Source organism: Arthrobacter bussei, assembly GCF_009377195.2.
Taxonomy (GTDB): domain Bacteria; phylum Actinomycetota; class Actinomycetes; order Actinomycetales; family Micrococcaceae; genus Arthrobacter_D; species Arthrobacter_D bussei.
This window is the reverse complement of sequence record NZ_VJXX01000001.1, coordinates 1,468,919-1,492,479: the sequence shown is the minus strand read 5'-3', so window position 1 is coordinate 1,492,479 and position 23,561 is coordinate 1,468,919. Positions and strand designations below refer to the sequence as shown.

At 66.3% G+C, this 23,561-nt stretch carries 23 protein-coding genes and 1 pseudogene; 15 read left to right on the top strand and 9 right to left on the bottom strand.

Going from position 1 to position 23,561, the window contains the following annotated elements; translation table 11 throughout:
• Positions 1–16: 16 nt before the first annotated feature.
• The gene (gene chvE / locus FNH21_RS07080; protein WP_152813357.1) at positions 17–1,135 is read right to left on the bottom strand and encodes a multiple monosaccharide ABC transporter substrate-binding protein; all 1,119 of its coding nucleotides are present in this window, start codon (positions 1,133–1,135) and stop codon (positions 17–19) included.
• A 214-nt stretch (positions 1,136–1,349) separates the two neighbouring features.
• Positions 1,350–1,895, bottom strand: a complete 546-nt coding sequence (locus FNH21_RS07075) for a CGNR zinc finger domain-containing protein (protein WP_152813355.1) — start codon at positions 1,893–1,895, stop codon at positions 1,350–1,352.
• Between the two features lie 88 nt (positions 1,896–1,983).
• Here FNH21_RS07075 and FNH21_RS07070 point away from each other — a divergent pair, with 88 nt between their 5' ends.
• The gene (locus FNH21_RS07070; RefSeq protein ID WP_191931683.1) at positions 1,984–2,982 is read left to right on the top strand and encodes an EamA family transporter; all 999 of its coding nucleotides are present in this window, start codon (positions 1,984–1,986) and stop codon (positions 2,980–2,982) included.
• Between the two features lie 96 nt (positions 2,983–3,078).
• Here the strand turns inward: FNH21_RS07070 and FNH21_RS07065 are convergent, their stop codons facing one another.
• The 4 genes from FNH21_RS07065 to FNH21_RS07050 all read right to left on the bottom strand — a co-directional run bounded on the left by FNH21_RS07065 (position 3,079) and on the right by FNH21_RS07050 (position 6,882).
• A complete protein-coding gene (locus tag FNH21_RS07065) occupies positions 3,079–4,032 on the bottom strand; it encodes a DUF4862 family protein (protein ID WP_152813353.1) in 954 nt (317 codons plus the stop codon).
• Positions 4,032–5,231, bottom strand: coding sequence for an N-acetylglucosamine-6-phosphate deacetylase (locus tag FNH21_RS07060; RefSeq protein ID WP_152814179.1), 1,200 nt, complete (start codon positions 5,229–5,231; stop codon positions 4,032–4,034). The genes FNH21_RS07065 and FNH21_RS07060 overlap by 1 nt, the downstream gene beginning before the upstream one ends.
• A gap of 164 nt (positions 5,232–5,395) precedes the next feature.
• Complete coding sequence (locus FNH21_RS07055) at positions 5,396–6,148, bottom strand: glucosamine-6-phosphate deaminase (protein WP_338403180.1); 753 nt, start codon at positions 6,146–6,148, stop codon at positions 5,396–5,398.
• Positions 6,145–6,882: a FadR/GntR family transcriptional regulator gene (locus FNH21_RS07050; protein ID WP_152813351.1), complete on the bottom strand. Its 738-nt coding sequence runs from the start codon at positions 6,880–6,882 to the stop codon at positions 6,145–6,147. Before FNH21_RS07050 ends, FNH21_RS07055 begins: the two co-directional genes overlap by 4 nt.
• A 205-nt stretch (positions 6,883–7,087) precedes the next feature.
• On the opposite strand from FNH21_RS07050, the gene FNH21_RS07045 reads away from it, so the two are divergent.
• The 11 genes and pseudogenes from FNH21_RS07045 to tatC all read left to right on the top strand — a co-directional run bounded on the left by FNH21_RS07045 (position 7,088) and on the right by tatC (position 17,887).
• Complete coding sequence (locus FNH21_RS07045) at positions 7,088–8,701, top strand: ABC transporter substrate-binding protein (protein WP_152813349.1); 1,614 nt, start codon at positions 7,088–7,090, stop codon at positions 8,699–8,701.
• Between the two features lie 94 nt (positions 8,702–8,795).
• A complete protein-coding gene (locus tag FNH21_RS07040; protein ID WP_191931682.1) occupies positions 8,796–9,755 on the top strand; it encodes an ABC transporter permease subunit in 960 nt (319 codons plus the stop codon).
• 2 nt (positions 9,756–9,757) lie between these two features.
• Positions 9,758–11,890: a dipeptide/oligopeptide/nickel ABC transporter permease/ATP-binding protein gene (locus FNH21_RS07035; RefSeq protein WP_152813347.1), complete on the top strand. Its 2,133-nt coding sequence runs from the start codon at positions 9,758–9,760 to the stop codon at positions 11,888–11,890.
• Positions 11,887–12,687, top strand: a complete 801-nt coding sequence (locus tag FNH21_RS07030; RefSeq protein WP_152813345.1) for an ATP-binding cassette domain-containing protein — start codon at positions 11,887–11,889, stop codon at positions 12,685–12,687. The genes FNH21_RS07035 and FNH21_RS07030 overlap by 4 nt, the downstream gene beginning before the upstream one ends.
• A 31-nt stretch (positions 12,688–12,718) precedes the next feature.
• Positions 12,719–13,639, top strand: coding sequence for a dihydrodipicolinate synthase family protein (locus FNH21_RS07025; protein WP_152814173.1), 921 nt, complete (start codon positions 12,719–12,721; stop codon positions 13,637–13,639).
• 5 nt (positions 13,640–13,644) lie between these two features.
• On the top strand, positions 13,645–14,607 hold the full coding sequence (locus FNH21_RS07020) for an ROK family protein (RefSeq protein ID WP_152813343.1): 963 nt from the start codon (positions 13,645–13,647) through the stop codon (positions 14,605–14,607).
• Positions 14,594–15,268 (top strand): N-acetylmannosamine-6-phosphate 2-epimerase, encoded by a 675-nt coding sequence (locus tag FNH21_RS07015; RefSeq protein ID WP_152813341.1) that lies wholly within the window; start codon positions 14,594–14,596, stop codon positions 15,266–15,268. Before FNH21_RS07020 ends, FNH21_RS07015 begins: the two co-directional genes overlap by 14 nt.
• Positions 15,265–16,299, top strand: coding sequence for an alpha/beta hydrolase (locus tag FNH21_RS07010; protein ID WP_152813339.1), 1,035 nt, complete (start codon positions 15,265–15,267; stop codon positions 16,297–16,299). The genes FNH21_RS07015 and FNH21_RS07010 overlap by 4 nt, the downstream gene beginning before the upstream one ends.
• Positions 16,299–16,625 carry a twin-arginine translocase TatA/TatE family subunit gene (locus tag FNH21_RS07005; protein WP_241743108.1) on the top strand — a complete coding sequence of 109 codons (327 nt, stop codon included), beginning with the start codon at positions 16,299–16,301 and terminating at the stop codon, positions 16,623–16,625. Before FNH21_RS07010 ends, FNH21_RS07005 begins: the two co-directional genes overlap by 1 nt.
• A pseudogene (gene tatA, locus FNH21_RS17500) lies at positions 16,622–16,840 on the top strand (Sec-independent protein translocase subunit TatA); the annotation flags it as partial. The gene FNH21_RS07005 and the pseudogene tatA, both read left to right, overlap by 4 nt.
• 261 nt (positions 16,841–17,101) lie before the next feature.
• Positions 17,102–17,887 (top strand): twin-arginine translocase subunit TatC, encoded by a 786-nt coding sequence (gene tatC, locus FNH21_RS06995; RefSeq protein WP_152814172.1) that lies wholly within the window; start codon positions 17,102–17,104, stop codon positions 17,885–17,887.
• Positions 17,888–18,131: 244 nt separating this feature from the next.
• On the opposite strand, the gene FNH21_RS06990 is transcribed toward tatC, so the two are convergent.
• From FNH21_RS06990 to FNH21_RS06980, 3 genes are read right to left on the bottom strand one after another with little or no spacing between them, the layout of a single operon-like run.
• On the bottom strand, positions 18,132–20,408 hold the full coding sequence (locus FNH21_RS06990; protein ID WP_152813332.1) for a heavy metal translocating P-type ATPase: 2,277 nt from the start codon (positions 20,406–20,408) through the stop codon (positions 18,132–18,134).
• Between the two features lies 1 nt (position 20,409).
• Positions 20,410–20,634 carry a heavy-metal-associated domain-containing protein gene (locus tag FNH21_RS06985; RefSeq protein WP_055766500.1) on the bottom strand — a complete coding sequence of 75 codons (225 nt, stop codon included), beginning with the start codon at positions 20,632–20,634 and terminating at the stop codon, positions 20,410–20,412.
• A gap of 52 nt (positions 20,635–20,686) precedes the next feature.
• A complete protein-coding gene (locus FNH21_RS06980; RefSeq protein WP_055766504.1) occupies positions 20,687–21,013 on the bottom strand; it encodes a metal-sensitive transcriptional regulator in 327 nt (108 codons plus the stop codon).
• 150 nt (positions 21,014–21,163) lie between these two features.
• On the opposite strand from FNH21_RS06980, the gene FNH21_RS06975 reads away from it, so the two are divergent.
• The 3 genes from FNH21_RS06975 (at position 21,164) to FNH21_RS06965 (ending at position 23,554) form a co-directional block, all read left to right on the top strand.
• Entirely contained in the window at positions 21,164–21,826 is a 663-nt protein-coding gene (locus tag FNH21_RS06975) for a DUF305 domain-containing protein (RefSeq protein ID WP_152813330.1), read from the top strand.
• A 126-nt stretch (positions 21,827–21,952) separates the two neighbouring features.
• Positions 21,953–22,606 (top strand): DUF3105 domain-containing protein, encoded by a 654-nt coding sequence (locus FNH21_RS06970; protein ID WP_152813328.1) that lies wholly within the window; start codon positions 21,953–21,955, stop codon positions 22,604–22,606.
• A 207-nt stretch (positions 22,607–22,813) separates the two neighbouring features.
• On the top strand, positions 22,814–23,554 hold the full coding sequence (locus FNH21_RS06965; RefSeq protein WP_152813326.1) for a GAF and ANTAR domain-containing protein: 741 nt from the start codon (positions 22,814–22,816) through the stop codon (positions 23,552–23,554).
• The last annotated feature ends 7 nt before the right edge of the window (positions 23,555–23,561 follow it).

The window sequence follows — 23,561 nt, the reverse complement described above, 5'->3', positions numbered from 1 at the left end:
TCCTGCCACCCGATGGTCAGAGACCGATGTCTGCTGCCTTCACGAAGCCGGACTCCACGAGCGTCGGTTCGACGTCGTCCTTCGCCACCACCACGGGATCAAGGAGGTAGGAGGGGACCACCTTGGTGCCGTTGTCGTAGGTCTCGGTGTCGTTGACCTCGACCTCCTCGCCGGCGACGATCGCCTGGATCATCGACTCGACCTGGCCGCCGAGCTCGCGGGTGTCCTTCCACACGGTCATCGACTGCTGGTCGGCCAGGATCGCCTTGACGTTGGCGACGTCGGCGTCCTGGCCCGTGATGAGCGGCCAGTCCGTACCCGGCGCATAGCCGGCGGCATCGAGGGACGCCTCGATACCGAGCGCGAGGCTGTCGTTGGGCGAGAGCACGACGTCGACCTTGTCGCCGCCGGTGTAGAACGACTGCAGGCGGTTGTCCATCTCGGCCTGGGCGTCGTCGGAGCCCCAGCCGAGGATTCCGATGGCCTTCCAGCCGTCGTTGTCCGCCGGCGACTTCCCGGAGGGGACGACCAGCTGGCCGGACTCGACGTAGGGCAGGAGGACGTCCCAGGCCCCGGCGAAGAAGAACGCGGCGTTGTTGTCGTCGGGGCTGCCCGCGAAGGGCTCGAGGTTGAAGGGACCCTTGCCGTCGGCGAGGCCGAGCTGCTCCTCGATGAACTGGCCCTGGAGCTGGCCCACCTTGTAGTTGTCGAAGGTGGCGTAGTAGTCCACGGCCTCGGTGCCGTTGATGAGGCGGTCGTAGGCGATGACCTTGACGTCCTGGGACGCGGCGTCCTCGAGGGCGGGCCCGAGGGTCTGGCCGTCGATGGCAGCGACGACGAGGATCTTCGCCCCGCCGGCCACCTGGTTCTGGATCTGGCTGATCTGCTGGTCCGTCTTGTTGTCCGCGTACTGGAGATCCACGGTGCAGTCCGCGGCCTCGAGCTTCTCCTTGAGTCCCTCACCGTCGTTGATCCAGCGCTCGAGGCTGCGGGTGGGCATGGAGATACCGACATTGCAGGTGGCGGCGGAATCGCCGTCGGCGGCCGGCGTGGATCCGGCGGGCGCGCAGGCCGACAGGCCTGCTGCTACGCCGACGGCCAGCAGGGCGGCGGAAACTTTCTTGATCGTGGTCATGGTCGAGCCTTCGAAAGGGATCCGGGCGTCGGCGGACCGGGTGCGGCCTTGACGGCGGCAGGCGGTCCGCTGTCCGGGCGGATCGAGCTGGTACAACGCTGTAGCGCCCCGTCGATGGGATGTCGACAATATGTAGGCGAAGACAACATATCCAGTGATGCGCGTTACATCAAGGCCGATGGCGATCGTTATGCAACTGAGATGGGGCCGGGGGTCAGGCGGAGCGCGCCCGCCGGGCCCGGTACGCCTTCACGTGGGTTCGGTTCGCGCAGTTGCCGGTGTCGCAGAACCGCTTCGAACGGTTGCGGCTGAGATCGAGCACCACGCCGTCGCAGTCCTCCGCCGCGCAGGATCGCAGGCGGTCGAGTTCGTGTCCGCGGATGACGTCGGCGAGGGCCATGGCCGCCTCGGTCGCCATGCGCTCCTCCAGCGGGGCTTCCGGTGCGGTGGCGTGCAGGTGCCAGTCCCACTCGTCGTGCCGGACGAGCTGGGGGAGCGCTCTCGCACGGCGGAGGATCGCGTTCACCAGGGTGACGGCGTCGTCCTCCTCCGCGAACCAGATCACCTCCAGCTCGGCGCGCAGGGTCCGCACCGAGGCGAGTTCGGCATCGGTGTGGGTGCGCGAGCCGGTGAACCGCTGCTCCGCCAGGAACCGGTCGAGGCCCTCGAGGGTGGCGAGGGGATCCGCGTCATCCTTCCCGGTGTTGATGAGCGCGGCGGCCGAGGAGAGCGCCACCTCCGTGTCATAGGTGAAAGACATGTTGACTCCTGACAGCGTGCACCTCTAATGTCACGACCATAACCACTCGTCAGTCCTGACACCAATCATCGACCCGAAGGGAGCGGACGTGACCCTGCGACCCGCCGCCGGCCTCTGGATAGCCCTCGTCTCGGCTGCGACGTTCGGCGTCTCCGGGCCCTTCGCCAAGTCCCTCCTCGAGATTGGCTGGAGCCCCGGCGCCGCCGTCGGCCTCCGCATCGGCGGGGCCGCCGTCGTGCTCCTCGTCCCGGCACTGATCGCCTTGCACGGCCGCTGGTCGACGGTGCGCGGCAACGCCCTCACCATCGCGATCTACGGCGCGACGGCGATCGCCCTCTGCCAGCTCTTCTACTTCAACGCCGTGCAGCGGATGTCCGTCGGGGTGTCGCTGCTCCTGGAGTACCTCGCGCCCGTGCTCCTCGTCGGGTTCCTCTGGCTGACCTCGCGGAAGGCGCCCCGGCCACTCACTATCATCGGGTCCGTCACGGCGATCCTGGGACTGCTCCTCGTGCTGGACCTCGCCGGGGACACGCGCCTCGATCCGGTCGGGATCCTCTTCGGGCTCGCGGCCGCCGTCTGCCTCGTGGTGTTCTTCCTGATGTCGGCCCGGGTGGACGAGTCCCTGCCGCCGATCGTCATGGCCGGGGGCGGGATGGTCGTCGCCTCCGGCGTGATCCTGGTGCTCGGGCTGACGAACATCATGCCCTTCCGGTTCGTCTTCTCCGATGTCCAGCTGGCCGGGCAGACCTACAGCTGGCTGGTCCCGGTGGCGGTCCTCGTGCTCGTCGCGACGGTCGCGGCCTATGTGACGGGCATCCTCGCCGCGCGGCGCCTCGGGTCGAAGGTGGCGAGCTTCGTGGCCCTGACCGAGGTGATGTTCGCCGTCATCGCGGCGTGGCTCATCCTCGGTGAGCTCCCCGCTGCCGTGCAGCTGCTCGGCGGACTGCTGATCGTCGTTGGTGTCGTGTGCGTGCGCCTCGACGAACTCCGGTCCGCATCCGTGGACGAGACAGTCGACGAGACAGTCGACGAGTCTGCCGTGGAACCCGGCGTTCCCAACCCGGTGGAGCCACTGCCGCGCGTCTGACGGGACGCTGATCCTGTGCTCGAGCCGTTCATGTCGGCTCAGGGGCAACTCCGTCGCGGTCACCAGTCGTAACCCCGAAGGCCATGCGGCGCCCCGTCAGATTCGGGCGGGGATCCTGCATCGGTCGATGGCGTCCAGGGCGTCAGCGATCATCGCGACACGATCGCTGACGTCGGCCGTCGGATACGGGAATCCCAGTTTCACGCCGGCCCACAGCAGAGGGCCCGCCGCGGCGAAAGCGCTGGTGACGCGGTCCTCCGTGAGGAGGGAGGTGCGTTCACCGTGAGGATGTCGGGCAGATTTTTCGAATGGATGATGCGCGTCCGTCCATCCGGGGCCGAAGACGCTCGGCTGGTTCGATGCGCCCGAGATGATGAGGCCGTGGAGAAGACCGGCGTCGGCTGCGTACGTGATGTGGTCCGTCACCCGGTCAGGATCGCGTAGCTCGATGGCCGACCGGCCCCAGTTCAACGAGATACCGACGTCGGTTCCGGATTGTTGAATGGCCGTAATTTCTGCAGAGAGGGATTGGTATCCCTTCTCAGGCCGCCGTTGAGGCACTTCCGCGTCGCAGTGCTCGATGACGAGTTTCGTTCCGTCCCAGTCCCACGTCGCGAGTTGTTCGAGGGAGTCAGCGAGTAGTTCCGGTCTGCCGGCGGAAGCACGGGGCGCAGAGTGCAGTTCGAGGACCTGGACCGTGGCTCTGCCCGTCCGATCGTTGAGTCTGTGGACGTCGTCACGGATACGGGCAAGGACGTCCAGCGCCTCTGCCCTGCCGCTCGTATCTGCTGAGGCGAGCCCGAACGAGGAGTTGTGAGCTAGGCGCCGTACTGTGCCCGGTATGTCGGTCAAGATGACATCCATGCCGACGGGGAGGTTCCTCAGGAGCCATTCGTCGTCGTGCGGGTGCAGTCCGTCGATCCAGGGGAGTTCGAGACCGGCGACGTGTGGCAGGGCCGCCAGAGCATGAAGATACTCGTGCTCGAGATCGGGTTGCCAGCGCTGGTGGGCCGGGGATGCTGCGTACGCGCCGACGAAGTAGCGCTCCATCACGTTGTGGCACCTGTTTGGTCGTGCGAGATCGAGCCTTTTGGAGGTCGGTCGAGCCAGTGTCCATGCCTCATCACTCTGACGGTTTCGAGGCTGTCATCGAGGATGAGTAGGTCCGCGGCACGGTCTGCCTGAAGGCGCCCGGCCCGGGAGCTGCTGCCGATGATGTCGGACGGTACTGCGGCGGCGGCGGTCACGGCGTCATCGAGGCTGACGCCGGCTTGCACCGAGTTCCTGACCAGCTCCAGCATGCTCGCTGTTCCGCCTGCAATGGCCCCGGACGTCGCGAGCCGGGCCACTCCCTCGTTCACGGTGACGTGGGCGGGCCCGAGACGGTACTGCCCATCGGTCAGCCCGGACGCCGCCATCGAGTCAGTCACGAGGGCTATGTTGCCGGCTCCGACCAGGTCGAACATCATCACCACGAGGTCTGGATGCAGGTGGGTGTTGTCTGCGATCAGTTCGACGACGGCGTTTCCTGCCTTCGCGGCTCGAAGGCAGGCCGCCAGAGCTCCGGGAGCTCGATGGTGCAGTGGATCCATGGCATTGAACAGATGCGTCACGGTCGGCCGGGACCGGCCCCGTCCGTGGGGTGAGGTCAGCAGCCCGTCCTGGGCAGACTGGAGCGATGCGGATGCTTCTGTTGTGGAGCAGGCCGTGTGGCCGAGGGACGGTACGACGCCGTGACTTGTGAGAAGCTCCAGCAGGTAGTCCGACCCCGGCAGCTCCGGTGCGTAGGTCATGGTGGTGAGATGGCCGCGCGCGCTGTCGATCAGGCGCTGCGTGACGCCGCTATCGGGTTCGCTGAGACAGCGAGGGTCCTGAGCTCCGCATCGGGCCCGGGCGAGAAAAGGTCCCTCCAGATGCAGTCCGGCCAGCAGGCCTTCGTCGACGAGCTCGGCCAGGAGTGTGAGCTGTCCTGCCAGTTCATCCGGAGATGCGGTGACCAGACTAGCCACGATCGACGTAGTGCCGAGGGCGTGCAGCTTCCGTAGGGCGATTCGTGCATCGTGTGCATTCGTCGTGGAGAAATCGACTCCGAACGCTCCGTGGCAGTGCAGGTCGATGAGGCCCGGAACGATGATCTGACCGGGGGTGAGAACGAGGATGTCATCATCGCTCTCAGCCACGAAATCCGCGGCTGTGCCGGCGAAGAGGATCGTCGAACCGGCGACCGCTATCGTTGCGTCGTCAATCATCCCGGATGCGGTGAGGGCTCGACCGCGCAGAACGGTGCGGGGTGAGGGGGCTGCCGGGACCGTCGATGAGAGATGGTGATGGGCTCGTTGTTGGGAGGCAGGGTGATGTGCGGCCAAGGTTTCCGTCCTGGTACGAAGAATGTCGCATGGGTCGGGCAGGGATACTAGATCAGGAGCGAGCCGGCTTCCTCGTCCACCAGGATCGTCACTCGGGGATGTAGCTGCAGGATCGAAGCGGGACACCCGGATGAGACCGGGCCAGTGAGCGCGTCGTGAACAGCCTCCGCTTTACCTCGGCCCTGGGCGAGAAGGAGGAGATGGCGTGCTTCGAGGATTGTGCCCAGGCCTTGCGTCAGGCAGTGGGTCGGGACGTCCGAGAGGGAGTCGAAGAAACGGCGGTTCGCCTCTCGGGTGTCATCGGTCAACCGTTCGACCCTGGTCCTGGAGTCCAGCGACGCGCCGGGCTCGTTGAAGGCGAGGTGGCCATTTCGTCCAATGCCAAGGATCTGCAGATCAACGCCTCCTGCGGAGGTGATGGCCTCTTCGTAGGCGACCGCTGAGCGGTCGAGATCATCGCTGTGGGGGTTGGGGACGTGGACCGTCGTCGGATCGAGGTGCAGCGGTTCGACGATCTCACGCCGCAGCACTTCTGAATAGCTTTGAGGATGGCCGGCAGGTAGCCCGATGTACTCGTCGAGGGCGAACCACGACGTCGCTTCAAAGGTATTGGGTGGGCGGTCGCGTCGTGCCAGGGTCCGATAGAGAGGCGAGGGCGAGGATCCCGTCGCGACACCGATAACCGGCTGAGGGACCGTCTCCACGGTCTCCATGAGGATATCGGCGGCAAACTCACCGATCGTTTCTGCATCGACCCGATGTACTTCGGGAGCCGACGGGTATCGCACGGTCCCGCTCACCGGGCGTCCCTGAGCTTGACCAGTTCAGCCCTGATGCCATCGAAGTGTCGCTTCAGACGTTCGGAGGCCTTCGCCTTGTCGTTGTCCTTGACCGCTTCGAAGATCCCACGGTGGATGGCTGCCGTCTCGACGAGGTCGATGAGGGGGTCGCCACCCAGTTCCGTATGAATCTTGCTGTAGACCTTCCAGAACACGGACATCAGGTTGGAGAGCAGTTCGTTGTTCAAGGGCTCGAAGAGCTGATAGTGGAATTGCTCGTCAACACTCGTGAAGATCTCACCCCTGGCTGCCAGAACCTCCATCTGACGCACGCTTGCTTCAATATCAGCAAGGTGATCGGCCGTCATGAGATCCATTGCCTCACCGATGAGGCCCGCCTCCAGGGCCTGGCGAACATCCACGAGTTGCAACGCTTCCTGGCCCTCATGGCGGAGCGAGAGTCTGCCGCGGAAGGTCAAACCATCGGTCAGAGCGTCGAAGTTCCGCGGGGCGACGAACATGCCGAAGCCGTGTCTGATCTCCACCACACCAAGAGCCTGCAGCACCTTCAGGGCTTCCCTCAAAGTATTTCGACCGATACCCAGCGCTGAGGCCAGTTCGTTCTCCGTCGGAAGCGGATCACCGGCCTTCAGGTCACGTTCCAAAATCAGTTCCATGATCTCGGCCTGTAGGGCACGAGAGCGATTCTGGGCACTGAAACGAGCCGGCGGCAAGGAGACGGTGGGCGAACTCATACGGGTCCTCCTGAGACGGTAGAAGTATGGAGGCGTCGCACAGGACCCCAACACCATCAAGATATCGGATGTCCCACGTCTAGGGAAGAAAGCGAGAAGCGCGGGTTCTTGCTCGGCTTGACTCGCGCTGTGATGAACCTTACAGTTTCGACACAACCGTTGGACATCCTACGTCCGATAAGTACTTGAAGGGTGAGGCGCATAGATGAGCAACACTTTCCATTCGAACGGTCTGGTCAACGACGCCAGCCGCCGAAACTTCCTCAAACTGGCCGGCGTCATGGGTGCCGCGGCTGCCTTCGCAGGATCGATCTCCGCCTGTAGCCCGGGCGGCAGCCCAGCACCGGCAGGCACTGCAGCAGCCGAAGGAACAGGCTCGATCGAAGCGGGTATCTCCTACCAGCTCTCCACGGGGTTCGACCCGATGCTGGCGACCGGAGCGACACCGCAGGCTGCAAATCTGCATGTCTTCGAGGGCCTCGTGGAGCTGCACCCCGCCACCCGGGAGCCCTACCTGGCCCTCGCTGCAGCCGATCCGACCAAGGTCGACGACACCACCTACGAGGTCGAGCTCCGCGACGGGGCCACCTTCCACAACGGTGAACCGGTGACGCCTGCCGACGTCGTCTTCTCCTTCACTCGGGTACTCGACCCGGCCAACAAGTCGCTGTTCGCCGGGTTCATCCCCTTCATCGACCAGGTAGCGGCGAAGGATGACACCACCGTCAGCTTCACCCTCAAGTACCCCTTCCCGGCCTTCAAGGAGCGCATCTCGGTCATCAAGATCGTGCCTGAAGCTGCTGTTACCGCCGATCCTGCCGGTTTCGATCTGGCACCGATCGGATCGGGACCTTACAGCCTGGTGTCCGCTGTGAAGGAAGACCGCATCGTCTTCAAGAAGTTCGACGCCTACAACGGCAAGTACCCGGCCAGGGTCCAGGACATGACCTGGCTGCTCCTGGCTGATCCTGCAGCGCGAGTGGCTGCCGTCCCGTCACGGACCCAGGCCATCGAGGACGTTCCCTACCTGGACGTCGACCAGCTCGCGGCGAAGGTCGATGTGGAGTCGGTCCAGTCCTTCGGGCTGCTGTTCCTCATGTTCAACTGCGCGTCCGAGAAGTTCTCCGACAAGCGGGTGCGTCAGGCACTGCATTACGCCATCGATACCGAGGCAGTGATCAGCAAGGCACTCCTTGGCAACGCCACGGCGGCCACCTCGTACTTCCAGAAGGGTCACCCGTCCTACTCGGAGGCGTCCACCGCCTACGGGTTCGACGCAGCGAAGGCGAAGTCACTCCTTCAGGAGGCCGGAATGCAGGACATGACGCTCACCCTCACCTCGACCGACACCGGCTGGGTGGCGCGGGTGGTCCCGCTCATCAAGGAGTACTGGGACGCGATCGGTGTCACCACCACCCTCGAGATCCTGCAGTCGGCCGCCGTCTACGCACCCGAGAAGGTCGGCGGAAAGAACTTCGACGTCCTCTGCGCACCCGGAGATCCATCGGTGTTCGGCAACGATGGTGACATCCTGTTGAGCTGGTTCTACCGCGGCGCCACCTGGATGGAGAACAGGGCGGGGTGGAACACCACGCCCGAATACGCCGAGGTGCAGAAGAAGCTGGACCAGGCCGTTCAGCTCGACTCCGAGGACGCCAAGAGCATCCACGCCGACGTCGTCGACATCGTGTCCGAGGAAGTACCGCTCTATCCTCTCTTCCACCGGAAGCTCCCCACCGCGTGGGACGGTGCAGCGCTCGATGGATTCCAGCCGCTGCCGACCACCGGCGTGTCCTTCATCGGTGTCGGTCGCAAGTAGCACTACAGCACACGGCAGGGCGCCGTGATCGGCGCCCTGCCAGCAGGTCCAGCACCGGAATAGCCGGAACAACCGGAGTAATCGGAGTTATTGAGTGAGCACGTTCATCCGCCTTCTAGGACGCCGACTGGCGGTCCTGCCGATCATGCTGCTCGGCGTCACCGTCATGGTGTTCGTCGTGTTGTCCGTCATCCCCGCAGACCGCGCCACAGCTGTCCTGGGCGAGAATGCCAGCGAGGAAGCCAAGGAGGCCTGGCGTGAGCAACGCGGGCTCAACGACTCCCTGTTCGTCCAGTTCTTCCGCTACCTCGCCGGCGTCATCCGTTTGGACTTCGGCGTCACCAATCCGCCGGAAGAATCGGTTGCCACGAAGATCGCCTCGGCGTTTCCCGTCACCCTGCAGCTGACATTCCTCGGCATCCTTCTCGCGGTCGTCCTGTCACTGACCCTTGGAATCGCCGGTGCCCTGTACCGCGACCGGTGGCCGGATCAGGCCATTCGCATCTTCTCCATCGCAGCCATCGCCACACCGTCATTCTGGCTGGCCATCCTGCTCATCCAGTGGTTCGCCCTTCCCGAAGGCTCCATCTTCCCGACCGGAGGGCTGGCCTGGGCAGACCAGTACGGATTCGTCGGATGGCTCTACTCCATGGCCCTTCCAGCCCTTGCCCTCGGCATCCCCGTCTCGGCCTCCCTCATCCGGGTCGTGCGCACCTCGATGGTGGAGGAACTGGATCGCGACTACGTCCGCACCGCCATCGGCAACGGGGTGCCCTACCGCACCGTCGTCGCCCGCAACGTCCTGCGGAACGCTCTCGTCACGCCCGTGACCGTCCTTGGCTTGCGCGTCGGCTACCTGCTCGGAGGCGCCGTCGTGATCGAGAAGATCTTCAGCCTCAACGGGATGGGCGACCTGATCGTCGTCGGCCTCACGACGTCCGACACCAACCTCGTCCAGGGAGCGGTCCTGACGATCGCCGTCGCCTTCGTCCTGGTCAACATCGTCGTCGACCTCCTCTACCTGCTCATCAACCCCAGAATCCGGACGGTGTAATCATGCGCAACGGACTAGCCGAACGACTCAGCAGCACCGGCGCCCGGTTCACCGCCCTGAACCTCAGTTCGCGGTTCGCGCTCGGATTCCTGGCCTTCATCGTCCTGATCGCCGTCATAGGGCCCTATATCGCCCCCTTCGGCGAGAACGAATCCACCGCACCCGTACTCGCCCCGACAGGCGAGCACCCCTTCGGCACGGACGGTTCGAGCTACGACGTCTTCTCCCGCATGCTCTACGGCGCACGCGTATCGATCAGCATCGGGCTCGGCGCAGTGGCCCTGGCGCTCATCCTGGGTTCGGTTCTCGGTGCAATCGCAGCAACCTCACGCAAATTCGTCAGCGAGAGCGTGATGCGGATCCTCGACATCATGATGGCATTCCCCGGTATCGCTCTGGCCGCGGCCCTGCTCTTCGCCCTGCGAGAGCACTCGCTCAACCTCTTCGGGTCGACCGTGCCCGTCATCATTCTCGCCATCGCCGTCGTGTACACCCCGCAGCTCGCACGCGTCGTCCGGGCGAATGTCCTCGCCCAGTACGGCGAGGACTATGTCCGCGCCGAACGCGTCATCGGAGCCGGACGCACCTACATCCTGCTCAAGCACATCGCGCGGAACTGCGCCGCCCCGATTCTCGTGTTCGCGACCGTCATGGTCGCCGACGCCATCATCCTCGAGGCCTCCCTGTCCTTCCTCGGCGCCGGGGTGCAGCAGCCTGCGGCGTCCTGGGGAAACGTCATGTCGGACGGCCGGAATGTCGTCTTCAGCGGTGCCTGGTGGCCCACCACGTTCGGCGGTATCACCATCCTGCTCACCGTCCTGGCACTGAACATCCTGGCCGAAGGGCTCACCGATGCCATGGTCAACCCCGGGGGTGGCCGCCGGCGGAAGGGCAAGCAGGTACCGGCCGTCGTGAACGCCGTCCCAACGGCCGCGCAGCCCTCGGCCCTGGACTCCGCGGGAACCTCGCTCACGCAGCAGGACGGATTGGACCTCATCGAGGAAGATGCGGTTCCGCCCTCTGCCGCCGGCACGAACATCCACAAGCCCGGATCCCTGGAAGCTCTCGCCGTCGAACTGGACATGCTCGCTGCCGTCGAGCGACGCCGCACCGATCGGCTCCCCGCGATCGCCGGTGACGCTCCGGTCATCCTGGAGGTCAAGGATCTGTCCATCCGCTTCCCCGACCGATACGGGCAGACCGCCATCGTCGACCGGGTGAGCTTCTCCGTCCGAGAGGGAGAAACCATGGGGCTCGTCGGCGAGTCCGGATGCGGCAAGTCCATCACCTCACTGGCGATCATGGGTCTCCTGCCGCGAACCGCCGAACTCTCCGGGTCCATCCGGTTCAACGGCAAGGAACTGTTGACCAATGACCCCCGGGACAGGGACCGCCTCTACCGCGGCCTGCGCGGCGAGCAGATCGCCATGGTCTACCAGGACGCTCTCAGCTCCCTGAACCCCTCGATGCTCATCAAGGACCAGATGCGCCAGCTCACGCAGCGCAATGGTCGAAAGAGTCCCCGCGAGCTGCTCGAACTCGTCAAACTCGATCCTGACCGCACCCTGAAGAGCTACCCGCATGAACTCTCGGGCGGGCAACGTCAGCGGGTACTGATCGCCATGGCGCTCTCGAGGTCACCGAAGATCGTCGTCGCCGACGAACCAACGACGGCGCTGGACGTGACCGTGCAGAAGCAGGTTGTCGACCTCCTCAACGACCTGCGCGAGCAACTCGGCTTCGCCATGGTGTTCGTCAGCCATGACCTGGCCCTGGTGGCCTCCCTCGCGCACCGGGTGACCGTCATGTATGCGGGCCAGGTCGTCGAATCAGCCGACGTGCCCGAACTGCTGTCCAATCCGCGCCACGAGTACACGCGAGGCCTTCTCGGCGCGGTGCTCTCGATCGAGGCAGGCGCCGAACGTCTTCACCAGATCCAGGGAACAGTGCCCTCACCGAGGGAATTCGCCGCCGGCGACCGATTTGCCGAGCGATCCTTGCGTCCCGACGCCGACCCGGACCAGGTTCTCACCCTGGTACGCGTCGGTGATGGGGACCACTACTGGGCAAGTCATGAGGATCATCACCAGGACGAGCTCGTCGATATCAGCAGGACAGCGAGGCAGCAGCCATGACCGACACCAACCCCGTCCTCGAGCTCAAAGACATCAAGGTCCATCACCGGGCCCGGTCCGGCTCGCTCTTCCGCCCGAACATCGTCAAGGCCGTCGACGGCATCGACTTCATCATCCGACGCGGAGAGACAGTAGGGATCGTGGGGGAGTCCGGTTGCGGCAAGTCCACCCTGGCCTCCGTTCTCGTCGGACTGCAGGAGCCGACCTCAGGTGAAGTGCTCTTCCGCGGCGCACGGGTCAACACCCGCACCTCGTCGTCGAAAAAGCTTTTCGGCCGTGAGGTGGGGGTGGTGTTCCAGGACCCCTCCACCGCCCTCAACCCGAGAATGACGATCCACGACATCCTCACCGACCCGCTGCAGGTCCACGGCATAGGCAACCCACGGACCCGTGATGCCAAAGTGAAGGACCTCCTGCGCCTGGTCGGACTCCCGCAATCCGCAGCGGAAGTCACCCCTCATCAGGTCTCCGGCGGGCAACGACAGCGCGTGGCCATCGCGCGGGCCCTCAGCCTGGATCCGTCGGTCATCGTCGCCGACGAACCGACATCCGCCCTTGACGTGTCCGTGCGGGCCCAGGTTCTCAACCTGCTGGCCGACCTGAAGAAAGACCTGAACCTGGGCATGGTGTTCATCTCGCACGACATCCAGACGGTCCGCTACGTCTCGGACCGCATCTGCGTCATGTACTACGGGCGCATCGTCGAACAGGGCCCCGCCCGCGACGTCTTCGACAACCCCACCGACGACTACACCAAGAGCCTCCTCGGAGCAGCTCCAAGCCTTCTGCACATCTGAACCCGAACTGGAGATCACCTTGACCAACGCACTGACAACACGCTTCCACGGCGTCATTCCTCCCGTCGTCACCCCCCGCACCGCTGACGGGGCGGTCGACACCGCTTCCCTGGAACGACTGACGAAATATCTGCTCGAGGGCGGGGTAAGCGGTCTCTTCGTCCTCGGCTCCTCCGCAGAAGTGCCCTACCTCACCACCGAGGAACGGGACCAGGTCGTACGCACGATCGCAGGCGTCAACGCCGGCGAGGTGCCCCTGATCGCCGGCGCCAACGAACAGACCACCGCCCGCGTCATCGACGAGGGACGCCGCCTGGTCGATCTCGGTGCCGACGCCATCGTCGCCACGTCCCAGTTCTATGCGATCTCCGACGCCCGGGAGACCGACACCCATTTCCGAGCGATCCACGCGGCCCTCGATGTCCCCCTCTTCGCCTACGACGTCCCGGTCCGGACCCACTTCAAACTTCCCCTGGACCTGCTGACCACTCTGGCCCACGACGGAGTCATCGCCGGAGTCAAGGACTCCTCCGGCGATGACGTGTCCTTCCGCCAGCTCCTCCTCGCCACCCGTAACATCCCTGACTTCGCCGTCTTCACCGGCCACGAAGTCGTCGTCGATGGCGCACTGCTCGGCGGTGCCCACGGCGTCGTTCCTGGCCTCGGTAATGTCGATCCTGCCGGTTATGCTTCGCTCTACGCAGCGAGCCAGCGGGGAGACCACGCTGCGGCAGCCCGCGAACAGGACCGGCTCGCGAACCTCTTCAACATCGTCTACGCACCCACTCCCGGGCGCGTCTCGCCCGGCGCCGGCGGACTGGGAGCCTTCAAGACCGCCCTGATGCTGCTGGGCATCATCGACACCAATGTGATGTCTGCCCCCATGGTGAAGCTCGACGACACCGAAACCCGCGCAATCCGGTCGGTCCTCGAGCACAACGGTCTGCTCTGATCGCTATGCCATACGTCATCGGCGTCGATGTAGGAGGCACGAAGATCGCCGGCGCGATCGTTGCTGCACAAGGGACGACATCACCTCCGTGTACGGTTCCCACACCGTCCCGCGAGGGCTCCGAAGCCGTGGTCTCCACGCTGGCCTCCCTGATCAACCAGCTGCGAAGAGACGCCGAGCGGACCGGTCACACCATCGATGCGGTCGGTATCGGGTCGGCCGGGGTCATCGATTCCAGCCGGGGAGTCGTCGTTTCAGCGACGGACTCGATCAGGGGATGGACGGGAACCCAGCTCACGACCGAGGTCACACGACGGACCGGCCTGCAGAGCACCGCCATCAATGATGTCCATGCGCACGCCCTCGGTGAAAGCTGGCTGGGCGCCGGTTCTGGTGCGGACACCGTCCTGTTCATCGGGATGGGAACCGGCGTCGGCGGCGGATACGTCCTTCAAGGACAGTGTCTTCAGGGAGCGACTTTCACAGCAGGACATGTCGGTCATTACGCTGCGCCACTGGCATACGACCACGGCGTCCCCCTGCCTTGCAGTTGCGGCGGGGCAGGACACGTCGAAGCCATAGCGTCCGGCCCCGCTATCCTCAGCGCCTATCAGCGGCTTGGTGGTGACATTGCCAGGGACACCCGAGCGGTATACCGACTCGCAGCGCAAGGGGATCTCCTGGCCGCCAAAGCACTCGACCGCGGTGCGATCGCCGCCGGCCAAGCCATCGGCGGGCTGGCCAACATCTTCGACCCACACGTGGTCGTCGTCGGAGGAGGGCTCGCCGGTGCAGGTCCGCTCTGGTGGGACGCGATGGAGCAGGCAGCACGCACGGAACTACTTCACCCTCTCGCAGCCCTACCGATCCTCCCTGCCCGCCTGGGGGAAACCGCCGCGATCCGCGGCGCCGCACGCAGGGCCCTTGAGCTCACCACCTCGACCGAAAGACATCATGTTCACTCTTGATACCCTCCGGTCCACCCTGATCGTGTCCTGTCAGGCATACTCAGGAGAACCAATGCGCGACCCCCGGACGATGGCGCAGATCGCGCAGTCCGCCGTGATCGGCGGCGCAGCAGCAGTGCGCGTCCAAGGGCTGGCGGACATCCAGGCCGTCCGCTCGGCAGTAGAGGTACCGGTCATCGGTCTGTGGAAGGACGGCCACGACGGTGTCTTCATCACGCCGACCCTGCATCACGCACTGGCATGCGCGCAGGCCGGAGCCCACGTCGTTGCGCTCGACGGTACCCGCCGGACCCGACCGGATGGACTGTCCCTGAAAGAGACGATCAACGGCGTGCATGAGCGAACCAGTGCCCTGGTCATGGCCGACTGCGGATCAGTAGACGACGTCCTTTCCGCAGTGGAGGCCGGAGCAGACATTGTGGGAACGACACTGGCCGGCTACACCGATGAACGAGCCAAGACGGTCGGCCCTGACCTCGAACTGCTCAGCGAGATCGCGGCCCTGAACCTGGGTGTGCCCGTCATCGCCGAAGGCCGCATCCATACCCCAGAGCAGGGACAGCAGGCACTTCATGCCGGCGCGTTCGCCGTCGTCGTCGGAACGGCCATCACCCACCCCACAACCATCACACGTTGGTTCGCCGAAGCACTGTCAGCATGAGCACCTTCATCGACAGGGTCGATCCCGAGCTCCTACCCGGGCTCGCCTACTCGCAGGACTTCCCGCCGCCCACCACCATCGAGGAACTCCTCGCCTTCCGGGAACTCACCTGCGCCCCCGCACCCAAAACGGTCACCACAACCACTCCAGCGGCAGTTGCCACGTACACGGCGTCCGGTGTTCCCCTGCTCATCCACGCCGCCGCCCCAGGACCCGCACCGGCGATCCTCTGGATTCACGGTGGCGGAATGATCGCCGGCGAGGCAGCGGCCGACACCGACTACTGCTGGAACCTGAGCCAGGCCACGGGCGCCACGGTGATCGCCGTCGACTACCGGCTCGCACCTGAACATCCCTATCCCGCCGCGCTCGAGGACGTCCTGGAAGCCCTCGACTGGTTATTCACCTCTGCCGACAGCCTCCTTATTGACCTCAACCGCATTGCAATCGCGGGATCGAGCGCGGGTGCCGGACTGGCGGCCGCAGCGAGCAGGGTGGACCGCGACCGACACGGTCCCCGACTGGTCTTCCAGTACCTCATGTACCCCATGCTCGACGACAGCCACTCCACACCTTCGAGCCTGGAGTTCCACAACATCCCGACATGGAACCGCCACCACAGTCTTTTTGCTTGGCAGAGCTACCTGGCACACTTTCCGGCCTCGCCCCTGGCAGCTCCCGCCCGCGCGACACGCCTACAGGGATTGCCGCCCACCCTCATTCAGGTCGGCGAGCTGGACCTCTTCCGTGACGAGGACATCGACTACGCGCAGCGTCTCCTGGCGGCCGGGGTGCCCGTCGAACTCCACGTCTATCCCGGCGCCTACCACGGGTACGAACTCACGGTCCCGGAAGCACGTGTCTCACGGCAAACCCTCCAGGACCGCGACCGTGCCTTCAACCGAGCCCTCAGTACGAGAGCTTCGGGCGGCCCCCCTTCAACCCCCGCTGCATCGGATGCCGTGTCAGATGCCGCATCAGATGCAGCCTCGGTGATGCCCACCCCGTCCATCGGGACAGCCCCGCCGTGATGGGGATCAACGCCCTCGAAGCTGCTGCGCTGTGCATCCTGCTCCTGCTGGTCATCGGCCCGGCGAAGCTGCCCGACTATGCTGCCGGACTAGGCCGGCTCGTCCGGACGACCAAGGTGCTCGTGTCTTCTGCCCGGCTTCGCCTCGACGAGGAACTCGGAGAGGAGCTCAAGGACATCGAGTGGCAAAGCCTTGACCCTCGACGCTATGACCCGCGAGTGATCGTTCGTGAAGCGTTGCTCGACGAATTACCGACAGCACTCCCAGCAGCAGGCCGCCCCGTAGACCCTGCACCGCAACGTATACCTAAAGGAACCTCCTCATGAAGCTCGAAGGCTGGCACATCGTCATCATCATCGTTCTTGCGATCGTTCTCTTCGGTGCGCCGAAGCTTCCCGGGCTGGCCCGGAGCGTCGGCCAGTCGCTGCGGATCTTCAAGTCCGAGGTGAAGCAGATGAAGGACGAGAACAACACCGGTGGAGCCGGCACGGATCCCGTCGAGGGACGTGTCGTGAACCCGGCACCGCAGACTTACACACCGACCTACCAGGCACCCGCAGCGGCCACCCATGCCCAGCAGCCCGGTCAGCACCCGGCACAGCAGGCGGGTCAGTCCCACCAGCAGCCCGGTCAGCAGCACGTCCCGGCACCCCACCAGGGCGAGGGCTTCGTGGAGGGCCGGTCCCAGGCGGGACCGTCCCAGCAGAGCGGTACCTCGCACACCAGCCAGTAGCCGGCGCCCGCTCCTGTGACGACCGAAAAGGCTCCTGCGCGCGGCAGGAAGACGAACCCCGAGGGCCGGATGGCCCTGAAGGAACACCTCCGCGAGGCTCGTAACCGGCTGTTCAAGTCCGCCCTGGCCGTCCTGGCCGGGACGGTGGCCGGTTTCTTCCTGTACGAGCCGGTCCTGGAGGCCCTCGGCGCCCCGATCGTGGCGATCAACGACCAGGACGGCCGGACCGCGTCGCTGAACTTCGACACCGCGGCCTCGCCCTTCGACCTGCTCATCCAGGTCTCGATCTTCCTCGGCGTCGTCATCTCCAGCCCGGTGTGGCTGTACCAGCTCTGGGCGTTCATCACCCCGGGGCTGAAGACGAAGGAGCGCCGCACGGCGCTGGGGTTCATCGTGGTCGCGGTCCCGTTGTTCCTGACCGGGATCTATCTGGCGTGGCTGATCCTGCCGAACGCGGTGCGTGTCCTGACGGACTTCACGCCGGACCAGTTCTCGAACCTGATCAGCGTGACCGTGTATTTCGCGTTCGTGCTGCGGTTGATGCTGGCGTTCGGCATCGCGTTCCTGCTGCCGGTGGTCCTGTTCGGGCTGAACATGGTGGGCCTGGTCTCGGGTAGGCAGATCCTCAAGGCCTGGCGGATTACCGTGTTCCTGGTGTGCCTGTTCGCGGCGATGGCCGCCCCCGGCGGGGATGCGCTGAGCATGTTCTACCTCGCGGTGCCCCTGCTGCTGCTGTTCTTCGTCGCGATCGGTCTGTGCCTGCTCAACGACAAGCGCCGGGCCAGCCGGAACGCGGCACGAGACGCGGACGTGGAAACACACGCGGACCGGGCGACGCCCCTGAATGACCTCTAGACCACACCGAGACCGTCGTCCCCGCCTACCTGCGAAGCGGTTGTCGGGAATTCACGCCCGTCCACATTTCTTGATCGTCGACGCGAGAAACGAGGCCTGACGCCCTGATCCCAATCCTCCAGCAGCGCCGTGTCATCGGTCATGAGCAGACCCTGCCACAGGACGCCGCCGGCAGGGCGGAACCGGGCACGGCTCCGGCTGCCGGCTACCGCCGGAGCAACCGCTCGGAACCTCTGTCTGCGGGCTACCGCCCGAAGCGGCGGAGCCTGAGCGAGTTGAGGACCACGAGGACGGAACTGGCGGCCATCGCGGCCCCGGCGAGCATCGGATTCAGCAGGCCGAATGCCGCCACGGGGATGCCGACCGCGTTGTAGAAGAACGCCCAGAAGAGGTTCCCCTTGATGGTGCCGAGCGTGCGCCGTGAGAGTTCGATGGCCTGCGCCACCTGCTCGAGGCTGTTGCCCATCACCGTGAGGTCGGCGGCCTCGATGGCGACGTCGGTGCCGGAGCCCATCGCGATACCCAGGTCGGCCTGTGCCAGGGCCGCGGCGTCGTTCACGCCGTCCCCGGCCATCGCGACCGTGGCCCCTGCCGCCTGAAGATCCCGAACCACGTCCACCTTGCCCTCCGGCGTGACGCCGGCATGCACGTCGGTGGCGTCGATACCCACGGCCGCTGCGACCTGGAGCGCGACGGCGCGGTTGTCGCCCGTCAGCAGGACCGGGCGCAGCCCAAGGTCCCGCAGCCGCAGGATCGCGGCAGCGGAGCCGTCCTTCACGGTGTCGGACAGGGCGATGAATCCGGCCACGGCGTCGTCGACGGCGATCCACACCGCCGTCGTGCCCGTCCCTTCCGCCGCGGCGAACGCTGCGAGGTGGCCGGCGGTCGGGCGGATGCCGTTGCGCTCGAGCCAGGAGGCGCGCCCGGCGGTGACGGTCACGCCGTCGACCGTCCCGCGGACGCCTCCACCGGGTGCGCTCGCGAAGGCCGTGGCCTCGGGGAGGCGGCCTTCCCGGGCGGCGTGCCGGGCTATCGCCTGGGCGATCGGATGCTCGCTCTGCGCCTCGACCGCTCCGGCAAGTCGGAGCAGGGCGGCGGCGGGCAGGTCCGCCAGCACGACGACGTCGTCCACGGCCATGGTGCCCGTAGTGACGGTACCGGTCTTGTCGAGCACGATGGTGTCCACGGTGCGGGTGTCCTCGAGGACTTGGGGGCCGCGGATGAGGATACCGAGCTGGGCGCCGCGCCCTGTGCCGGTGAGGAGCGCCGTCGGGGTCGCGAGTCCGAGGGCGCACGGGCAGGCGATGACGAGCACGGTCACGGACGCGGTGAAGGCCGCATCCAGGTCCCCGGTCAGCACGAGCCACAGGACGAAGGTCAGGACGGCGATCACGAGTACCACGGGCACGAAGACGGCGCTGATGCGGTCCGCGAGGCGGGCGATCCGCGCCTTGCCGCTCTGCGCCTGGCTCACCAGGCGCCCCATGTGGGAGAGGACGGTGTCCGAGCCGACGCGCGTGGCGCGGACCACGAGCCTGCCGGACGTGTTGATGGTGGCGCCCGTGACGGCGTCACCGGGAGCCACCTCCACCGGGATGCTCTCGCCCGTCAGGAGTGCGGTGTCCACGGCGCTGTGGCCCTCGGACACCACGCCGTCGGTCGCGATCTTCTCGCCCGGGCGGACCACGAACTCGTCCCCGGGAATCAGCGCGTGGACGGGGAGGGTGACCTCGGTGCGCTCGCCGTCCACCGTGCGGAGCACGTGTGCTTCCTTGGCGCCGAGGCTCAGCAGGGACTTCAGGGCGTTCCCGGCCCGCTGCTTGGCGGACGCCTCGAGGAAGCGGCCGAGCAGCAGGAAGGTCACGACGACGGCGGCCACCTCGAAGTAGAGCGAGTGTTCCGTCATGTCCATACCGGCCATGCCGGCGTGCTGCGTCAGCGTCGGGTCGGCGAGGAGCTGCCAGGCGGAGAAGAGGAATGCGGCGGTGACGCCGATGGACACGAGCGTGTCCATCGTGGAGGCGAAGTGGCGCGCGTTCACCGCGGCCGCACGGTGGAACGGCCATGCCGACCACGTCACGACGGGCAGGGAGAGGGCGAACACCACCCAGCCCCAGTTCGCGAACTGCAGTGCGGGCACCATCGAGATCAGCAGGACGGGCACGGAGAGCACGGCCGCGAGGGTCAGGCGGACGCCCAGCAGCGACGGCGTGTGGTCGTGATCGTGACCGCCCTCGCCGTCGTGCTCGGGCCGCACCACCCGGGCGCCGTACCCGGTGGCGACCACCGTGTCGATCAGGTCCTGGTCGCTGACGGTCGGGGGGACCCGGACGACGGCGGATTCGAGCGGCAGGTTCACGCTCGCCTCGACGCCGTCGAGCTTGCCCAGCTTGCGCTCGACGCGGCCCACGCAGGAGGCGCAGGTCATGCCCTGGATGGCGAGTTCGACGACGCGCTGTTCCCCGGCGATGCCCGCCCCTGCCGATCCCGGGTTCCGGAGCGGGGCCTGCTGCGCGGCCATCTCAGGCCTCCGACGGCACCACGGTATAGCCGGCTTCGGCGACGGCGGCGTCGATCGAGTCGGCACCGAGCGGTGCGGAGGAGGAGATGGTGGCGGTGGACGTACCGCCGTTGACGAGGTCCACGTCGACGGTCTCGACGCCGGGGAGCCCCCCGAGTTCGCTCTTCACGGCACTGACGCAGTGGCCGCAGGTCATCCCGGTGATGCCGATGGTGGTCGTTGTCATGGTGTTCTCCTTGAGTCGGGTGGAGTGCCGGGTTCTTCCGGCGGGTGGGGTGTCAGCGGAGGAGACGGCCGATGGCGGCCGTCGCTTCCTGGACCTTGTCCTGGACGGCGGTGTCGTCACCGGAGGACTGCGCCTCCTGTGCCGCGCCGACGACACAGTGCGAGATGTGTTCCTCGAGCAGGCCCATGGAGACCGCGTGCAGCGCCTTGTTGACTGCAGCGACCTGCGTCAGGATGTCGATGCAGTACTTGTCCTCGTCGACCATCCGGGCGATACCGCGCACCTGGCCCTCGATCCGGCGCAGGCGTTTGAGATAGGCCTCCTTGTCGGCGGTGTAGCCGTGGGGTGCGGTGTTCTCCGCACGGGTCTCCGTGGTCATCGTGGTCCTCGCATGCTCTCGACTATACCCTCGGGGGGTATAACCGGACCAGTGACGATTTCATTCCGCTGCCGCGGCGGTCGTTCTGCGGGAACGTCCAGCAGCATGACGTACGGTGGTCAACCGGCACCCCACCGATCCAAGGACACCATGAACATCTCGCTGTCGGGCTGGCAGAAACGCGTTCTCCTCGCCCTGTCCGCGCTCGCCGTCGTCGCGCTCTTCGCCCTCGCCTTCTCGGCAGGGCGCCTGTCCGCCGCGCCCACCCACCCGGGCACCACCAGTGCCGATGCCGGTTTCGCCCGCGACATGCAGGTCCACCACCACCAGGCGGTCGAGATGTCCATGATCGTCCGGGACGAGGTGGACGACGAGACGCTGCGGGCGGTCGCCTACGACATCGCCACCACGCAGCAGCAGCAGGCGGGCCAGATGTACGCGTGGCTCGAGGAGTGGGGCCTGTCGCAGAGCAGCACCCAACCCCGGATGGAGTGGATGGCCGGCGCCTCCGGCGATCACGGCGGCATGCAGATGGGGCAGTCCGCCGGGTCCGGCTCGATGCTCGAACCGGACGGCCGGATGCCCGGCATGGCGACCGAGCAGCAACTCGACGAGCTGAGGTCCGCATCCGGTGACGACGCCGCGCGGCTCTACCTGCAGCTCATGATCACCCACCACGTCGCAGGCGTCGACATGGCGAAGGCAGGGGCGGAGCTGGGGACCACCGACCAGGTCCGCGACCTCGCATCGAAGATCCAGTCGGGGCAGCAGTCGGAGATCACGCTGATGGAGTCCCTGCTCGACAAGCTCTGACCGAACCGTGGACCCGACCCGCGCGCCCGCCGGTTCGGGGACTGGCAGCACCCGCCGGTACATTGGGTTCCGGCGCCACCCGATCCGCGGCCGTTGCCGCAGACCCCCAGCACTGAAGGACGACCGTTGAACAAGAAGCGATCACAGGAGAACCAGGACCGCCAGGCGCGCCTGGCCGCCATCCAGGCCGAGCAGCGGGCCGGTGAGCGCAAGCGCAACGCCCTCATCTTCGGCGGGATCGGCGCCGTGATCCTGGCCGTCATCATCGCCGTGACCCTGGTGATCGTGAACCAGGTCCAGGTCAACCAGGAGCGCGAGGCGGCGGCGTCCCAGCCCATCGAAGGCATCCAGGAGTACCCGGACGTGACCTTCAACCACGTCGAGGGTGAGGTCGAGTACGACCAGGCCCCGCCCGTCGGTGGGGACCACAATCCCATCTGGACGAACTGCGGTGTGTACACCGAGCCAGTGCCGAACGTGAACTCCGTCCACTCGATGGAGCACGGCGCCGTCTGGATCACGTACGACCCGGAGATTGGGCAGGCCGAGATCGACAAGCTCACGGAGCTCGTGGGGACCCGGTCCTACGTGCTGCTCAGCCCGTACCCCGATCTGGACACCCCGATCGCGGCCAGCGCCTGGGGCCTCCAGCTCAAGGTCGACTCCGCGGACGACTCCCGTCTCGCCACCTTCCTCGACAAGTACATCCAGGGTGAGCAGACCCGCGAGCCCGGCGCCGCCTGCTCGGGTGGCCTCACGCCGGCGGGTCGCGCCTCCTAGTCGGACCGGTCCCGGGTCCGCCCGCGCAGGGCGCCGTCGTCGTACCGTGCACCCGCTCGCCCCGTCCACGGCGGGCGCGCTGTCCTCGTACAGTGCGCCCGCTCGTTCCGAGCGAAATCCGCGGCCTTCCATCCGGGCGACCCGGCCCGGTAGCGTGACCTCAGCGGACCGCGCGGACGTGGCCCGAAGGTGAGGGAAGGCGCTGTGATGACCGACGACAGGATTCTTGGTGAGGTCAGCCTGCCGCGGATGCTGCAGGACATGGTGCTCGAGAGCCTCGACATCCATCAGTTCCTCGATGGCCTGGCCGGGCTCGCCGCTGACAGGCTCTCCTCCGAGGGCACCGGGATGCTGTGTGGGATCACTTTGCTGAGGCCCCGGTCCAAGGGCACGGTGGCGAGCAGCAGCGAGCAGGCCCGCCTGATGGACGAGATCCAGTACCAGTTCGACGACGGCCCCTGCATCCGCGCCGCCCGGGAGGGCCAGATCTACGTGGTCCCGGACTTCCGTGAGGAATCACGGTTCGGCGAGTACCCGAGGGCGGTCGCCGGGCACGGGTTGAGATCCGCCCTCGGTGTGCCGATCCCCCTCGACGGCTTCGCCGCGGCCGGCCTCAACCTGTACTCCCCGCAGCCCGGAGCCTTCGATGACGCGATGATCACCACCGCGAGCGACCTGGCGCGGGAGGCATCGCAGTCGCTGCGCCTGGCCGTGCGCGTGGCCCACCTGTCCGACACCGGGAAGCAGCTCAGGGACGCCATGAGCTCCCGGACCACCATCGACGTGGCGGCCGGCGTCATCATGGGCCAGAACCGCTGCAGCCACGACACCGCGATGACCATCCTCAAGGCGGCCTCGAGCGGGCGCAACGTGAAACTGGCGGAGATAGCGGCGGCCGTGGTCGCATCGATCGGCCAGCAACTTCCCGAGACACACTTCGACGCCTGAGGGCGGT

Coding starts and splice junctions, on each gene's coding strand:
- FNH21_RS06990 (WP_152813332.1), bottom strand. CDS start 20,408: ATGGCCGCGCAGCAGGCCCCGCTCCGGAACCCGGGATCGGCAGGGGCG.
- FNH21_RS07060 (WP_152814179.1), bottom strand. CDS start 5,231: ATGATTGACGACGCAACGATAGCGGTCGCCGGTTCGACGATCCTCTTC.
- FNH21_RS07065 (WP_152813353.1), bottom strand. CDS start 4,032: ATGGAGCGCTACTTCGTCGGCGCGTACGCAGCATCCCCGGCCCACCAG.
- FNH21_RS06980 (WP_055766504.1), bottom strand. CDS start 21,013: ATGACCACGGAGACCCGTGCGGAGAACACCGCACCCCACGGCTACACC.
- FNH21_RS07010 (WP_152813339.1), top strand. CDS start 15,265: ATGAGCACCTTCATCGACAGGGTCGATCCCGAGCTCCTACCCGGGCTC.
- FNH21_RS07075 (WP_152813355.1), bottom strand. CDS start 1,895: ATGTCTTTCACCTATGACACGGAGGTGGCGCTCTCCTCGGCCGCCGCG.
- FNH21_RS07020 (WP_152813343.1), top strand. CDS start 13,645: ATGCCATACGTCATCGGCGTCGATGTAGGAGGCACGAAGATCGCCGGC.
- chvE (WP_152813357.1), bottom strand. CDS start 1,135: ATGACCACGATCAAGAAAGTTTCCGCCGCCCTGCTGGCCGTCGGCGTA.
- FNH21_RS07005 (WP_241743108.1), top strand. CDS start 16,299: ATGGGGATCAACGCCCTCGAAGCTGCTGCGCTGTGCATCCTGCTCCTG.
- FNH21_RS07045 (WP_152813349.1), top strand. CDS start 7,088: ATGAGCAACACTTTCCATTCGAACGGTCTGGTCAACGACGCCAGCCGC.
- FNH21_RS06975 (WP_152813330.1), top strand. CDS start 21,164: ATGAACATCTCGCTGTCGGGCTGGCAGAAACGCGTTCTCCTCGCCCTG.
- FNH21_RS06965 (WP_152813326.1), top strand. CDS start 22,814: ATGACCGACGACAGGATTCTTGGTGAGGTCAGCCTGCCGCGGATGCTG.
- FNH21_RS07030 (WP_152813345.1), top strand. CDS start 11,887: ATGACCGACACCAACCCCGTCCTCGAGCTCAAAGACATCAAGGTCCAT.
- FNH21_RS06985 (WP_055766500.1), bottom strand. CDS start 20,634: ATGACAACGACCACCATCGGCATCACCGGGATGACCTGCGGCCACTGC.
- FNH21_RS07050 (WP_152813351.1), bottom strand. CDS start 6,882: ATGAGTTCGCCCACCGTCTCCTTGCCGCCGGCTCGTTTCAGTGCCCAG.
- FNH21_RS07015 (WP_152813341.1), top strand. CDS start 14,594: ATGTTCACTCTTGATACCCTCCGGTCCACCCTGATCGTGTCCTGTCAG.
- tatC (WP_152814172.1), top strand. CDS start 17,102: ATGGCCCTGAAGGAACACCTCCGCGAGGCTCGTAACCGGCTGTTCAAG.
- FNH21_RS07035 (WP_152813347.1), top strand. CDS start 9,758: ATGCGCAACGGACTAGCCGAACGACTCAGCAGCACCGGCGCCCGGTTC.